Origin of the sequence: Pseudobythopirellula maris (assembly GCF_007859945.1) — a bacterium.
Taxonomy (GTDB): Bacteria; Planctomycetota; Planctomycetia; order Pirellulales; family Lacipirellulaceae; genus Pseudobythopirellula; species Pseudobythopirellula maris.
The window spans coordinates 30,606-45,176 of sequence record NZ_SJPQ01000003.1 but is presented as its reverse complement, the minus strand read 5'-3'; the positions used below and the strand labels follow the sequence as shown (position 1 = coordinate 45,176).

The window sequence follows — 14,571 nt, the reverse complement described above, 5'->3', positions numbered from 1 at the left end:
GCCTGAGGGCCGACAGAACCACGCTTTTCGTCCCAGGGCCGCGTGGCGTGGCTTATCGCTTCCGCCCGGCCTGCCGATCCTCCTAGATAGCCCAAGGGCCTAGACCGCGAGGTCGGCCCCATTCCCCGCCGCCCCATTCCCCATCGTCCCTGCCGCCACGATCGCCACGATTCGAGGCAGCCGCCACTCCATGTCGAGCCCCCGCCGACAACCGAACCTCGCCCGCTCAGCGGCCGCCGTATTGATGGCGGGAGGCTTGGTCTGCGCGCTGGCGGGCGATGCGCGAGGGCAATCGGCCTATGGCTACCCGGCGAGCGGCGGCTACCCGGCGAACAGCACTCCGGCGAACGGCCACAGCGGCAACACCGCCGCCGGCCCCAGGCCCGCCCGTTCGCCCATCGCTTCATCTCCTTACGCATCATCGCCGTACGCCATGGCGCCCGGGAGCGCGTCGCCCTACGCCGCCGCTTCGGCCCCGGCCCCGGCCCCGGTTGCGGCGCCGGCTGTGGCCGCTGCGCCGCTTTACTGGCGGCAGCACAGCTTGGCGATCCCCTACCGCTGGTCAACCGCCGCGCACCCCTCGACCGCCTCGCAGGTGGCTCTTTACGCGTCGACCGACGGCGGCGCCACCTGGCGCGAAGCGGGCCGCGCCCAGCCGCACGTGCGCTCGTTCGTCTACCAAGCCGAGGGAGACGGCGAATACTGCTTCGCGATTCGCACCTACGACCGGGCCGGCCGAGCCAACCCCGCCGGCGAGCTCACGCCCGAGTTGCGGGTGGTGGTCGACACGCGGCTGCCGGTGTTCACCGCGCTCGAGGGCCGGCTGAACGACCGCGGCGAAGTTGAGATCGACTGCGCCGTGCGCGACACGACGCTCGACCTGTCGAAGCTGCGACTATACGCCCGCGGCGACGGCCAGCCCGATTGGGCGCCGGTCGAACCGCGCCCCGTGGCCTCGGCCTCTTACGGCGGCGAAGAGGGCCGCACCGCGGCCGCCTGGCGCCCGCCCGTCGGCTGCAGCCGGGTCGAGTTGCGGGCCGCGATCGAGGACCGCGCGGGCAACCGTTCCGAGGCGGGCGCAGTGGTGGCGCTCCAAGCGGCGCCGATCGCCGGCCCGCCGAGCGACTGGCCACGGGCGCCCGATTGGCCCCAAGACTCCGAACAAAGAGTGACCGGCCAGAGCGAGCCCGGTCCCTACCAAGCCCCGGGTCTCCAGGCCGAAGGCCCGCAGCTCGGCGCCGCCGGCGCTGGCGTGCCGCGCAACCCGTTTGGGCCGTACGAGCGTCAACCGTCGTTGTTTGACCAGGTCGCCACGCAAACGCCGAACGCCCCAGCCCGCCCCGCGGTTCAGCCGAGGCGCCCGATGGGCTCCCAGGCCGGCGCGCTGGCCTCGACGACGTCGTCCACCTCCGGGTGGCGGGCCCTCGACAGCCCGGCGCCGACGGCATTGGCCCCGCCGCCACCGCAGTCGCAGCCGTGGCCCGCCCCGGCGCCGACCTACCGGCCGCCGGTCGCTTCGGCCCCGCCGAGCAACCAGGGTCTCTATCACCAGGCGAGCAACAGCCACTCGGCAAGCGGATCGGCGCCAACGGGGCGCGCGACCCACGCGGACAACGGCGCCCGCCCGCACGGCGCCCTGCGGGCGAGTCAGCCGATCGACATGCGGTGCGTCAATCGGACCGACTTTGAAGTCGAGTACGAGCTGGCCGACGTGGGCCAATGGGGCGTCGCCAAGGTCGAACTCTGGGGCACCGCCGACGGCGGCCGCTCGTGGCGCCGCTTCGCGATCGACTCCGACAACCAGAGCCCGATCCACGTCACCGCGCCGGGCGAAGGAGAATACGGCTTCCGGGTGATCGTCGAGAGCGTGGGCGGGCTGGAGCCCGAAACGCCTCAGCCCGGCGACCGGCCCGAATTGTCGGTGGTGGTCGATTTACGCCAGCCGAACGCCGAGGTGCTGCGCGTGCGGCAAGGCGAGGGCTACTTCGCCGACCACTTGGTGATCGACTGGCGAGTCGACGACCAGCGCTTGAGCCCCGATCCGATCAATCTCTATTACAGCGACCGGCCGACCGGCCCTTGGATCCCGATCGCCACGCGGCTGGCGAACAGCGGCTCGCACTCGTGGCGGCTGCAACGCCACCTGCCGGGGCGGCTGTTCCTCAGGCTCGAAGCGAGCGACCTGGCGGGCAACACCACCACGGTGGACGTGCCCGAGCCGGTGACGCTCGACCTGCCACGCCCGGCGGGGGTGATCCGCGGCGTGCGGTGAGGGTGGAGTGACCGTGGTTCTCCCCCCACCCTAGCGGGCCGGAGTTCCTAACAAACACGCCGATCGAAGCGCTAAAGGCGAGCCCCGCCCGTAAGGGCGGGGAGGGCGCCCCCATCAACGCCCCCCAGCGTCCCCCCCGTCTGTCGGCGCCGTCGGCGCCGGCTCAGGCCCGGTCACGAGCGACGCCCCCATCAGCTTGAGCGCGTCGCGGTACTCACTCGACTCCTCGTCGGGATTGCTGCGCGCGTCTTGCACGATCAGGGCGAACACCCCCTGGCGGTTGGCGAACGTGAACACGTTCTGCAGCACGCGCGTCTTGTAGTCGCCGTCGGCGGCCGCTCCGCCGGGCGCCTCGATCTGGATCCCCTCGTAGCTGCGTTCTTGGCCGCGGAGCTTCACCGTGCGGCGCTCGACGCGTTTCTCGCCATAGCGCTCCACGATGTTGCCCACAAGCACGTCGCGCAGCGCGAACGGGTCGAGCTCGGACGAATAGCGTTGCAGCATGACGGCCGACGTTTTTCCCTGGAACGTCCAGATCGTGACGGCTTGGTCGGCGTCGTTCTTATCCGACTGGTAGGCGCCGGGGAAGTTGAAAGAAACGCCCGCCTCGTCGAAGGTGCGGAACGCCTCGGGGTCGAGCCGCATGGCGACCCGCCGGCCATCGATCCGCACCGCGAACGCCTCGCCCACCGGCACGTCGTAAACTTGGCTGTCGATCGTCAACTTGTACTTGGGCGCGGCGCCATCGGGCGACCCTGTCGCGCCGTCCTGGGCCTGGGCGGGGCGCGCCGCAACGGCGAGCCCGACAGCCGCGACCAACAAGAACGTGATCGCTTGCGTGGAACGCTGCGTGAAGAGTGGTTTTGGCATCGGCACGGGAGCGCGGAGGCGATTGAAAACCTTAGCGCGAAAGAGGGGTTGGGCGATCTGCGGCAATAGGGTGATTCTACGCCCTAAGTCGTCGCTGTCGCAACGCCGTCGGCCTTGGCGGCCTCGTCCTCGCAGCCCGTTTCGTCGGCGTCGAACGCGTCGACGCCCTCATCGGCGCCGCTCTGAGCGGGGGGCTCGCTGGCTGCGGCGTCTTCCGACATCGAATCGACCTCGTCGAGCACGCGGTCGACCTCTTCGAGCATGGTCTCAACGGCGGCGCCGGCGTCGGCGGGCTCCTCGGGGGTCGCGTCGGGCGTCCCCTCTTGCGTCTCTTCCCGTGATTCTTTGGCGTCGTCAGTCAACTCGGCGTCGTCTGACAGATCGGCGTCGGTCACCAGACGGAGCAGCGTCGGGCCGTCGTCCTGCGGCCAATCGTCCTCGGGCCAAGCGCCGTCGGCTTGCTGCGTCGAGGCGCCGCCGATCGGCGACTCGGTCGCGGGCGGCGGCGTTTTGCTGACGGCGGCGCGGATGGTTTGCCCCGTGTGCAGGTAGGTCGCCGCGCCGCCGGCGGCGCGGGCGCTGTAGAGCGCCGAATCGCCACGGCTCAGCAGGCTCTTGGCGGCGTCGGCCGGCAGCGACTCGGTCAGCCCGATGCAGACCGACAGCCCGCACCGTTCGAGCACCGCGTTGCGCAGCCGGTCGGCGAACACGCACCCCCCGGCGAGCCGGGTTTGCGGCATGACGACCACCAGCTCGTCGGCGCCGTAGCGGGCGACAAAGTCGCGGTGCCGCAGTTGGCGACGCACCACTTCAGACGCCTCGCGCAGGCGTTGGGTCGATTCGGCCGAGTCGCAGCCTCCGGCGGGGGTGTCGACGCTGACCACGGCGATCGTCAGGCAGCCGCGGCCCGACTCGTTGCCTTGCAGTTCCACCTCGAGCCGCTCGTGCAACGCGCGGCTGTTGTGCAGGCCGGTGAGCGGATCGGTGCGGCCGCCGCTAAAATTGGTGAGCGCTTGGGTCTGCTTGCGGATGCTGTCGTACGCGTTCGACAGCTGGCCGACGAGCTTGAGCGTGGGGACGAGCATCTCCTCCGCCTCGCTGCGCAGCGCCTTCAAGGAACCCATGTCGCCCCGCTCTTCGACGCGGCGCAACTCGTGCTTGAACCGCTCGACACGCGCCCGGTGCGAGGCGAGGTCTTTGCGCAACGAATCGGCGATTGCCTCGAGTCGGCGGGCGATCTCGGTCGCCACGACCAGCTCCTCGCTCTGAGGCACGTGGGCCGCGTGGCGCCGCTGGCTGCGGCCCCACAGATAGCCGATCAGCGCCACGGCGGCCAAGCCGGCCGTCTCTGGGATTCCGGTGAGATAATACATCGGCATGGTGGGGGGAGTGGGCGCTCGGGCCTTGGCGGCGCGCGAGGCGGCTCAGTATTCCTTGCGGTTGCCCATGCCCCGCATGAACAAGAACCCGCAAGCCGAGGTGAACGCGAGCACGATCATCCATTCCTCACGGGTCAGGCCGTTGAACCACCGCCACGAGTCGGCGTAAGCGTCGGTGAGCAGGTTGCGGATAAAATCGCTGGCTTGATCCATGGCTGCCGGGCCCGTTCGTTGCAAGGATGGGGACGATTCGAGGTGTTGGTGGGGCGCTTGCGCTACTCAAACCTAGGCCACACCCCTCCGCAGCGGAGGCCCGCCGAGCGGAACCGCGGGTTGCGGCGAGCCCCTCGGGCGTCGCCAGCCGGCCCGGGCCCCTAGGACCGGCATTACCGGAGCCCCGCGCTGGCTTTCCCCCGGCCTAGTTAGCTGTCTTGGCCCCGGTCGCGGCCGAAAAAATCTGGCGCCCAAAGCGGCTGGAGCCGCGACCCGCGCCCGGCCGAAGTAAAGAAGCCTGGGGGAAAAACCCCGCGGCCTGCGGCGATAACTGACTTAGGCCAATCGGCCCCGGCCGGGCGTTGACGCCCCCGGGCGTGCGACCTAAACTGTGGGACTCGCCGACGGAATGGTCTCCCGAATGGGGGGCCACAAGCGAAAGCCAACCGCCGACGAGTCGCCCACCAAGGCGCGGTAGCTCAATTGGTTAGAGCCCCGGACTGTCGATCCGGAGGTTGCGGGTTCGAGTCCCGTCCGCGTCGCTCCAAGACCCTGTCTGGTCGGTTTCGCCGATCGGGCAGGGTTTTTTTGTACCCAGGGCGTCATGCGGAGTGCGGATTTCGGATTGCGGAATCACGCGCCGACGCGTCGACACGCCCCTCCCCCTGCTTTCATTCCGCATTCCGAATCCCGCACTCCGCATTCCCCCATGCCCCTCGTCACGCTCGACAACTTGACCATCGGCTTCCGCGGACCGGCGCTGCTGGACGGCGTGTCGTGCGTTGTCGAGCCGCGCGAACGCATCGGCCTGTTAGGCCGCAACGGCGCAGGCAAGAGCACCCTCATGCGGCTGCTCACCGGTGAGCAGACCCCCGACCACGGCAAGCTCGTGCTCTCGGCCGGCGCCCGCGTGGCCGAGCTGCCACAGGACGTGCCGCGTGGCGTCGAGGGAACGGTCTCCGACATCATCCGCCAAGGCTGGCCCGAGGGGCGCGAGGCGTGGCAGGTCGAGGCCGCCGTCGACCGCATCCTCGACCAAGTCGGGCTCGACGCCGACACCGAGTTCGACTCGCTCTCGAGCGGCATGAAGCGGCGGGCGCTCTTGGCCCGGGCCATCGTCGGCGAGCCCGACCTCTTGCTGCTCGACGAGCCGACCAACCACCTGGACATCGACTCGATCACGTGGCTCGAAGATTTCCTCAGCCGCTGGCCCAAAGCGCTGCTGTTCGTCACTCACGACCGGGCGTTCCTGCGGCGCCTCGCGAGCCGCATCCTCGAGATCGACCGCGGCAAGCTCTTCGACTGGACCTGCGACTACGACACGTTCCTCAAACGCAAAGAGCAGCAGCTCGCCGCCGAGGAGAAGCAGAACGCGTTGTTCGACAAACGGCTGGCCGAGGAAGAACGCTGGATCCGCCAAGGCATCAAGGCCCGCCGCACACGCAACGAGGGCCGCGTGCGGGCGCTCAAGGAGATGCGCGTCGAACGCAGCGAGCGACGCGACAAGGTCGGCAAGGCCGACCTCAAGATCCAAGAGGCCCAGCGCAGCGGCCGCCTGGTGGCCAAGGCCGAGGGCGTGTCGTTCGCCTACGACGAGCGGGTGATCCTCGGTGACTTCTCGACCGAGATCATGCGCGGCGACAAGATCGGCATCGTCGGCCCCAACGGCGCCGGCAAGACCACGCTGCTCCGCGTGCTGCTCGGCCAGCTCGCGCCGCAGGCGGGCGAGGTGCGCATGGGAACCAACGTCGAGATCGCCTACTTCGACCAGCTCCGCGGCCAGCTCGACGACGACCAAACCGTGCAAGAGAACGTCGGCCAGGGGAGCGACTCGGTCGTGATCGGCGGCCAGACGAAGCACATCCTCGGCTACCTGCAAGATTTCTTGTTTACCCCCGAGCGCGCCCGCACCCAGGTCAAGTTCCTCTCGGGCGGCGAGCGCAACCGCATCCTCTTGGCCAAGCTGTTCGCCAAGCCGGCCAACGTCATTGTGCTCGACGAACCGACCAACGACCTCGACGCCGAGACGCTCGAGATGCTCGAGGAGCGGCTGGTCGAGTTCACCGGCACGCTGCTCACGGTGAGCCACGACCGCGAGTTCCTCAACAACGTGGTGACCAGCACCATCGTGTTCGAGCCGGGCGGCGTGAAGGAATACGTGGGCGGCTACGACGACTGGCTGCGCCAGCGGAAGGAAGAAGGGGGAACCGCCAAGGCCGCCAAGGCCGCCAAGGACACGAAGAAGGAGGCGAAGGACGAGGGCAAGCCGGCGCCGAAGGCCGACCAACCAAAACTCGGGTACAACGAGCAGCGCGAGCTCAAGTCGCTGCCGGCGAAGATCGAGAAGCTGGAGTCGCAGATCGCCGAGCTGCACACCGAGATGGCCGACCCGGCGTTCTACCAGCAAGACGCGAAACGGATCGCCGATCGCCAGAAGGCCGCCGCCGACCGCCAGGCGGAGCTCGACTCGGCCTACGCGCGCTGGGAGGTGCTGGAGGGGACGGCGTAGTAGAATCGAACCAAGCCGATTCACAAGGAACACGCCATGCGCCGAAGCATCTTCACCGCGGTCGCCCTGCTCTTGTCCACTGCCGCCTGCGCGGAATGGGATGCGGAGGGATTCCGTGCTCAGAAGGTTTCGCTTATCGCTGAAAACGTTACTGTTAAAGAAGCTTACCATCACCTTCTGGGCGACAAGGGGCTGAAAGTCTCGCCTCGCAGCTACGGGACCGCAGTTCCTGACAAATACCTCCAAGCTCGCATCGACGTGATGATCTCCAAGATGCCGATGGAGCACGCCTTGCGTACGATCGCTCAGTTGGGCGGAGGCTATTGCGAGCCAGACATCGACGCCGCCGACGGCAAGGTCTTCTTGCTTTTGTCGAAACAAGGAGCAGCCGTTGAACAGGCCCGCTGGCGCGCTAGGGAGACGCAAGAGTTTTGGCACCGCAAACGTCTCGCCGACGACATCGAGGAATCAACTACCGCTACGATGCATTTGCTCGACATCGAGTCTTTGACTCCGCGCAAAAAACAAGACGACTTGCCGGCCGGAGCCGGGTTCGAGATTTCCCCTTACGGGCGTGAAGCTCGGATCTTGCAGTCCAAGGAGCTGAACGGCGAGGAGAATGCGCGGCTGATCGCCGCGCTCGCGCAACTGCTGCGGACCGAGGAGAGGAAGTTTGGCGCCTTGTGCCACTTTCCAATTTACGGAGTCGAGATCAAGCGCGGCGATGAAGTTCTGTTCCGTAGTTCGTTTTGCTGGGCGTGTACGAATTACTTCGTGGAGTACCCCGTCGGTCAAGCGGGGTGGCTTGGCCTGCCAGACGCCGGTCTCCGTAAGCTCTTTGAGGAGCTGATGCCGATATCCGACGAAATCCGTGAGCAACATGAATCGTTCGTAGAATCGCTCTCCCAATAAGTGGGCGGCGCACGAAAACGCTCTGCACGGATGGGGACAGCGTAAAAGCCTAACGGTCACGGCGTCTCTGCGGCGTTCGACCGCACGCGGATTGTGAAGTTTTTGCGGCGGCGCCCGCTTTTCGGCGAACCGTTGCGGGCCCGCTTGCGACTAGCAGTGGGGCGGATTGGATCCGCCCTATGCCCCGCCCCCTGCCCCGCTAGGGACAGACTGCCCCGCAAGGAACCGCCGCGATGCCCACGCCCGAAGATCGGCGCGAAGAGATACGCCAGTTTCAAGAGCACTACGGCTACGACACGAGCTACCTCGAAGACCTGCTCGACCGCTCGCCGGCGGCCTTTGAAGTCTTCGCCGCCGCCAGGCCGATGACGGTGTTCCGCGACCGCCTGCCGGTCGAGGCCTACAGCGCGGCCGCCATTGGCGTGATGCGTGAGACCGACTGCGGCGCCTGCCTGCAGCTGAACCTGAAGATTGCGATCGAGGCGGGCGTCGACCGCCAACTGCTCGACCGCCTGCTCGTCGCCCCGGACGAGGCGCCGCCCATCCTGCAAGACGTTCTCGGCTACGCCCGCGCGGTCCACCGCGGCGAGACGCCCGACGCCGAAGCCGCCGCCCGCATCGAGGCCGAGTACGGCCCCGAGGCCTTCGCCGAGCTGGCGCTGTCGACCGCCGGCATGTCGATCTACCCGAACCTCAAGCGCGCGCTGCTCAAAGAGGCCGCCTGCCAGGCGGGACCGATCGACTACTAACGCCGCCCGCCCGCCTCGGCAACCGCGACGCCGTGACTCCGAAGGACTCCGCCCGAACGCTATTGTGCGTTGAATCCCACGGCGGATCCACGGGCACTCCTTCCGGCAGGCTCGCGGATCCGCTAGCAAGGGAGCAGCCGGCCGCGTCGCCACTGGAGCGGCCGCCACAGCCTTTCACCCCCGCAGACGCCATGTTCCCCCGCACGTTCTCTCACATCGGCGTCTCGGTCACCGACCTGGATCGGGCCGTCGCGTTCTACACCGAAACGCTCGGCTGGTACGTCATCATGCCGCCGACCGAAGTGACCGAAGACGAATCCGCCATCGGGGTGATGTGCACCGATGTCTTCGGCGCAGGCTGGGAGCGTTTCCGGATCGCTCACCTGGCGACGGGCGACCGGGTCGGCGTCGAGCTGTTCGAGTTCAAGAACGCCGAGCGGCCGGAGAACAACTTCGAGTATTGGAAGTCGGGCGTCTTCCACTTCTGCGTCCAGGACCCCGACGTGGAGGGACTCGCCAAGCGGATCGTCGAGAACGGCGGCAAGCAGCGGATGCCGATCCGCGAGTACTACCCCGGCGACAAGCCGTACCGGATGGTCTACTGCGAAGACCCGTTCGGCAACCTGATCGAGATCTACTCGCACAGCTACGAGCTAACCTACTCGGCCGGCGCGTACCAGAAGGGCGATGGCTGAACGCCGCCCTGTTTGCGATCTCGCCGGCGAGACTGCCTCGCAAACAGGTCACCCACAGCGCCGGGTGCCCGGGGTCGTAGCGAAGCGGAGCCCCCGGGGAATCACCAAGGGGGCGTCTGCTTGCAAAAGCTGGGGGCTACGCCTGGCGGCTGCGAACCCAGCCACCCTAACATTCTGCTAGTCGCGTGGGACCTTCTTCGCGCTGCGGCGCGCTATCCTGCGATCGTCGGCGTCGTTGCTTCGCTGTCCGCCGTAGGCGGATGGTTCCCCGCTCGGCGGAGCGCTCAAAAAAGCGAGCCGGTAAAATCCCGCCCGGAGCGGCCGGTTTGGCGAGGCCCGCGGCGCGGAGCTAAGCGTCGCCAAGGAAACGACTTCCGACAAACCGGCGCGCGGCCAAGAATCGCTGCTGCGCGCTGGCCCAAAAGCGATTGTCGAAATTAGGTGAAACGCCTGCTACAAAGATAATTGGGCGCCGCAGGGGTCTGTTTCGGCCGCCGGCCGCTGCGTTCTTCCGGCCAAACGCGTCAACCGAAGCCGTCACGCTGCGTTTTGAGGGGCGTGTCGCGCGCAAGAAAAGCGCCGGGCAACTCGCCCGACGCGCTATCTCGTTTATTCTTGGCCGCTCCCAATTTGTGATCGGCAAGCGAGCGGCTAAGCCGCCAGCTTGGCCGCCGGCGCGGCGGCCGGCGACGTGAGCCGCGGCACGATCTCGCCCAGCAGCTCGCGGACCTCGGTGGGCGACTCGTTGCAAACCGCTTCGAGCCGGCCGATGTCGTGGATCACCCGCAGCAGCGGCTGGGTGACGCTCTCGGCGGCCATGATCTTCTCGTGCGACGTGCGGAGATGGTTCTCCTCTTCGCCGTAGAGCTCTTCGTAAAGCTTTTCGCCGGGCCGCAGGCCGGTGATCTCGATCTCTATGTCCTCGCCCTCTTCGAGACCGGAGAGGCGGATCATGTCTCGGGCCAGGTCGACAATGCGGACCGGTTCGCCCATGTCGAGCACAAAGATCTCGCCGCCCACGCCCATCACGCCCGCCTGGATCACCAGCTGGGCCGCCTCGGGGATCATCATGAAGAAGCGGTTGATGTCCGGGTGCGTGACCGTGATCGGCCCGCCCTGGGCGATCTGCTCGCGGAAGATCGGGATCACACTGCCGGCCGAGTCGAGCACGTTGCCGAACCGCACGGTGATGAACCGACACGCCGAGCCAACGCTCTTGGCCTGCACGTAGCGTTCGGCCATCTGCTTGCACGAGCCCATCACGCTGGTCGGCCGCACGGCCTTGTCCGTGGAGACCATCACGAAGCTGCCAACGCCGTGTTCCTCGGCCGCGTCGGCCAGGTTGCGGGTGGCGAGCACGATGTTCTTGACGCCTTCGCCAGGGTGCTGCTCCATGAGCGGCACGTGCTTGTAGGCGGCGGCGTGGAACACGACGTCGGGCCGCGTGTCGGCGAAGACCCGGTCGAGCCGCTCCCGGTCGGTGGCGTCGGCCAGCACGACCTCGATCGCGGCCTCGGGCGCGATGCGTCGCAGCTCGCGTTCGAGGAAAAACTGCCCGGTCTCGCTGCGGTCGAGCACCACCAGGTTGCCAGGATCGTGTTTGAGTAGTTGGCGGCAGATCTCCGAGCCGATGCTGCCGCTGCTGCCGGTGACCAGCACCGTCTTACCCGAGATCAGACGCCCGATAGCCTCCTGGTCGAGCGCCACGGGCGGCCGCCGCAGCAGGTCTTCGATCGCCACAGGCCGCGGCTGCACCGCCAGGCGGCCGCTGAGCAGTTGGTCGTAGCTCGGCAGCACTCGGACCGAGAACCCACGCACCTGCGACTCGGCCACCAGGCCGCGAACGGCGGGGCCGGGCACGGCGCTGGTGATGAGGACCTCGTCGACCCGATGGTTCGCGACCAACCGCGACACGTCGTCCGGGGCGCCGAGCACCGCGATGCCGCCGATCTGCTGCCCCAGCCGCTTCGGATCGGGATCGATGAACCCGATCGGCTTGTACTTGAGTCGCGAATCGGTCCGCAGCATCCGCAGGAGCGACTCGCCCTCGTCGTCGGCGCCGACGATGAGCACGCGGGTTTGATCGGTCGCGTCGCGCCAATGGCTGCGCAAGTCGCGGGCAAGCCTCGGCGCCGAGCGGACCAGTCCGATGGCGAGCAGCGTGGCTCCCCAGTCGATCAGAACAACCCCGCGGGGGATCGACGCGTGAGGAATGAGAAAGGCGTCGGCGAGCGTCAGGCCGATCGAACCCCAGGTGGTCGCCTTGGCGAAGGTCACGACGTCGTGGAAACCGACGTAACGATTGGCGCCCCGGTCGAGCCGGTGCCAACAGAACGAGACCAGCTTGACGACAACCGCCACGCCCATCGTGGCGAGCAGCAGCCCGCCGTGGCCGGGGGGCACATCGCCGCCGAAGCGTAAGGCATAAGCCGCCGCGTACGAGACGGCGGCCAGCAACATAAACAGAGCGATCCTCGCGGTGCGACCGAGTTGCTTACTCATCGACGACCTCCATGACGCCCGGGGCTGTTTCGGGAGGCGTGTCGCTCTCCTCCTGCGGCGTTTCCGTGAGCAACGCCACGCGATCGAAAGTGCTCTTCCTCAGGCGGCGGTTCTTGTCGACCTGGGTCTGCCGCTTGGTGGACTGTACAAGCCAGTTCTTCAGGCAACGGATGTCTGGTCGCCGAGCCAGGCACCATCGCAAGTGAGGGTCGGCGTCGGCGAACCGCTCGCTCTTGTACAACGCGGTGGCGAGCGCCAGGCGAGCATGAAAATCACTCGGCGTTAGTTCGTGGGCCGTTTCGGCGCTGAACACGGCGCCTTCCAAGTCTTCCCTTGCGAGCTGGATCGAGCTGAGTTGCCGCCAGTAAAGGGCGACCCGCTCGGGCGACTCGTCGCCTTCGAGTCGGTCGATCGCACTCTTGGCGTGTTCAGCGAGCGCGTCGAGATCGGCCTCATCGCCTACGATCTGGTAGCGAGCGAACGCCAGTTGGCAGGTTTGCCAGTCGGGGTCGAGACGGTCGATCAAGAACGAGGCAGGCAGGTGGCTGGCGATGAGCGAAACAAGATTGAGACGGTGCGCGCCGGGGCGGCGGGCGCTCTCGCGCCACAGGTCGATTGCTCCCTGTTCGTCTCCCGCAAGCATGCGGATCTTACCCGTCTCGTAGAGCACCTCACCATCGTAGGGCCTCACGGCGAGCGCCCGATCGACCATCCGCAGCACGTCTCGCTGATCGGGGGGCGACAGGAACCTGAGCGCCGCCAAGTAGGTGTAAGCCTCGCCCTGCAAAGGGCACAGCTCCACGGCCCGGCGTGCGCTGTCGTGCGAACCGATGAGCAGATCGGCCCGTGGTCCGAAGGCGCGGCTCAGCCACGCCACGGTCTCATCTTTGGATGAGAACTCCGACGCGATTGCCGCGTCGCAGATCGAGTGCAGCGGCATGTCGTTCGGCTCGCTGGCGCCCAGCAAGTCGAACAGCTGGAGCCTCCGGGCCGCCAAGCGGAGCTGAGCGCGAGCGTTATGGGGGTCATGCTCGACAACGCTCTCAAGCTTAGCAATCATCGCCTCGACATTGTGCCGAAGAGTCTCCTCGTAGTAGGGGTCCTCACTGGCGGTGGCGGACGCCTGCCGGGCCACCAGGGCGTTGAAGGCCACTGAACGCCTCAAGTATTCGTCCCACGTCAGCGAGCCGCTCGCCGGCCCAACCAACATCGCCAGCGAAGCCATCGCTACGGCAGCAGCGGCCCAAGGCCTTGTCGCGATCAGCGTTATTTCGCCGCGGCGTGAGACGCTCTGAGGCTCCTCAGCCACAACTCCTTGGCTGAGCCGCATCGCACACGCGGCCAAAGCCACTACCATCGCCATGCAGGCCGGGATGAACCAAACGAAATCGACAACCGAGTGGGCCAGGCTTGCCGCTATCCCTGCGGCGGCTACCGCCACGAGCACTCGGCTCTCCCCGTCTTCGGTTTGGCGCCAAGCTGACACGAGCCAATACAAACAGCAACCGATCGCACTAACGAGCAGCAGGATGCCGGCCAGTCCGGCTTCGGTGGCTACCTGAAGGTATCCCGATTCGGCGTGCGTGTATTCGTTTCTAAAGGGCTTGGGAAAGTGCGTGGGGTAAATCTCCCGATGACTTCCGATGCCGTACCCGAACCAGGGGTTCGCTTGGAATGCGTCGACGTTGGCTTGCCAAATCAATCGACGGCCTTGACTCTTATCGAGTTGCTCGATCGATCCCGAGGCGAAGTCATCGAGGCGGCGAGAAACGGCGTCGTCGTTGTACAACGACGCGGCGCCAACGATCGCTGTTCCCAGCAATGCCACGGGCAGCAGCTGCGCAGGGGTGATCCAGCCAACACGCCATAGAAGTGTGCACAGGACCGCTGCGGAAACTCCCATCGCTATAGCGCCGCCACGCGACAAGCTCAACAGCACGGCGAACACCACCACAAGTACAGCCGCGATCCGAAAGAATCGTCCCGCACCTCTCAGCAAGCCGGCCGAGAATGGATCGCCGCTCACCGACGCGGCCGGCGGCTTGGTCTTCTCACGGGGTCGCAAAGCCAGCCAAACAAGCGGAGCAAGGCCGAGCGTTGCGAACTGCGCAAAGTGGTTTTTATTTGCGAAAACGCCTTGAACGGTAGCGCCGATCTTTCGGTACGGGTGCGAATAAATCCAGAGCAGCTTGCCATTCGAGGTGAGGTGCTGGAACAGGGCGAGAAACGCCATCGAAGCGGCGGCGATCGCTACGAGTGTGAGAAGACGCTCGACATCCTGCCGGCTGCGCAATCGCTCCGCGACTACAAAGAACAACATGGCGTGCCCGGCAAGCACAGCGAGGCCTATGCGTGTGGCGCCCGGGGTAAGCGACAAGGTGCGCCATTCAGGCCCCATTTCGCTGTACGGCAACAAAGATTCCAGCGCCGGAGAAAAAGCCGGAAGCCACGAAGGCGGGAGGGGGATGAG

Annotated in this window: 10 protein-coding genes and 1 tRNA gene; 6 read left to right on the top strand and 5 right to left on the bottom strand. The window is 67.0% G+C overall.

What is annotated here, in order from left to right; translation table 11 throughout:
• Window positions 1-190: 190 nt before the first annotated feature.
• The gene (locus tag Mal64_RS13095) at window positions 191-2,272 is read left to right on the top strand and encodes a hypothetical protein (protein WP_146400970.1); all 2,082 of its coding nucleotides are present in this window, start codon (window positions 191-193) and stop codon (window positions 2,270-2,272) included.
• A gap of 114 nt (window positions 2,273-2,386) precedes the next feature.
• Here Mal64_RS13095 and Mal64_RS13090 read toward each other — a convergent pair whose 3' ends face one another.
• The 3 genes from Mal64_RS13090 to Mal64_RS19870 form a co-directional block, all read right to left on the bottom strand.
• Window positions 2,387-3,142: a hypothetical protein gene (locus Mal64_RS13090; RefSeq protein ID WP_146400952.1), complete on the bottom strand. Its 756-nt coding sequence runs from the start codon at window positions 3,140-3,142 to the stop codon at window positions 2,387-2,389.
• Window positions 3,143-3,225: 83 nt separating this feature from the next.
• Window positions 3,226-4,521 (bottom strand): GGDEF domain-containing protein, encoded by a 1,296-nt coding sequence (locus Mal64_RS13085; protein WP_146400950.1) that lies wholly within the window; start codon window positions 4,519-4,521, stop codon window positions 3,226-3,228.
• Window positions 4,522-4,566: 45 nt separating this feature from the next.
• Entirely contained in the window at window positions 4,567-4,734 is a 168-nt protein-coding gene (locus Mal64_RS19870; protein ID WP_197525738.1) for a hypothetical protein, read from the bottom strand.
• Between the two features lie 468 nt (window positions 4,735-5,202).
• Between Mal64_RS19870 and Mal64_RS13080 the strand changes: the two genes are divergently transcribed.
• From Mal64_RS13080 to Mal64_RS13060, 5 genes are all read left to right on the top strand, one after another.
• Window positions 5,203-5,276, top strand: a tRNA-Asp gene (locus Mal64_RS13080).
• Window positions 5,277-5,443: 167 nt separating this feature from the next.
• Window positions 5,444-7,243, top strand: coding sequence for an ATP-binding cassette domain-containing protein (locus Mal64_RS13075; RefSeq protein WP_146400948.1), 1,800 nt, complete (start codon window positions 5,444-5,446; stop codon window positions 7,241-7,243).
• Between the two features lie 36 nt (window positions 7,244-7,279).
• Window positions 7,280-8,155, top strand: a complete 876-nt coding sequence (locus Mal64_RS13070) for a hypothetical protein (RefSeq protein WP_146400946.1) — start codon at window positions 7,280-7,282, stop codon at window positions 8,153-8,155.
• Between the two features lie 233 nt (window positions 8,156-8,388).
• Window positions 8,389-8,904, top strand: coding sequence for a hypothetical protein (locus Mal64_RS13065; protein ID WP_146400944.1), 516 nt, complete (start codon window positions 8,389-8,391; stop codon window positions 8,902-8,904).
• Between the two features lie 191 nt (window positions 8,905-9,095).
• Entirely contained in the window at window positions 9,096-9,599 is a 504-nt protein-coding gene (locus tag Mal64_RS13060) for a lactoylglutathione lyase family protein (protein WP_146400942.1), read from the top strand.
• A gap of 651 nt (window positions 9,600-10,250) precedes the next feature.
• On the opposite strand, the gene Mal64_RS13055 is transcribed toward Mal64_RS13060, so the two are convergent.
• Together Mal64_RS13055 and Mal64_RS13050 are read right to left on the bottom strand one after the other, a co-directional pair.
• Window positions 10,251-12,101: a polysaccharide biosynthesis protein gene (locus Mal64_RS13055; RefSeq protein WP_146400940.1), complete on the bottom strand. Its 1,851-nt coding sequence runs from the start codon at window positions 12,099-12,101 to the stop codon at window positions 10,251-10,253.
• Complete coding sequence (locus Mal64_RS13050) at window positions 12,094-14,421, bottom strand: O-antigen ligase family protein (protein WP_197525737.1); 2,328 nt, start codon at window positions 14,419-14,421, stop codon at window positions 12,094-12,096. The genes Mal64_RS13055 and Mal64_RS13050 overlap by 8 nt, the downstream gene beginning before the upstream one ends.
• Window positions 14,422-14,571: the final 150 nt, after the last annotated feature.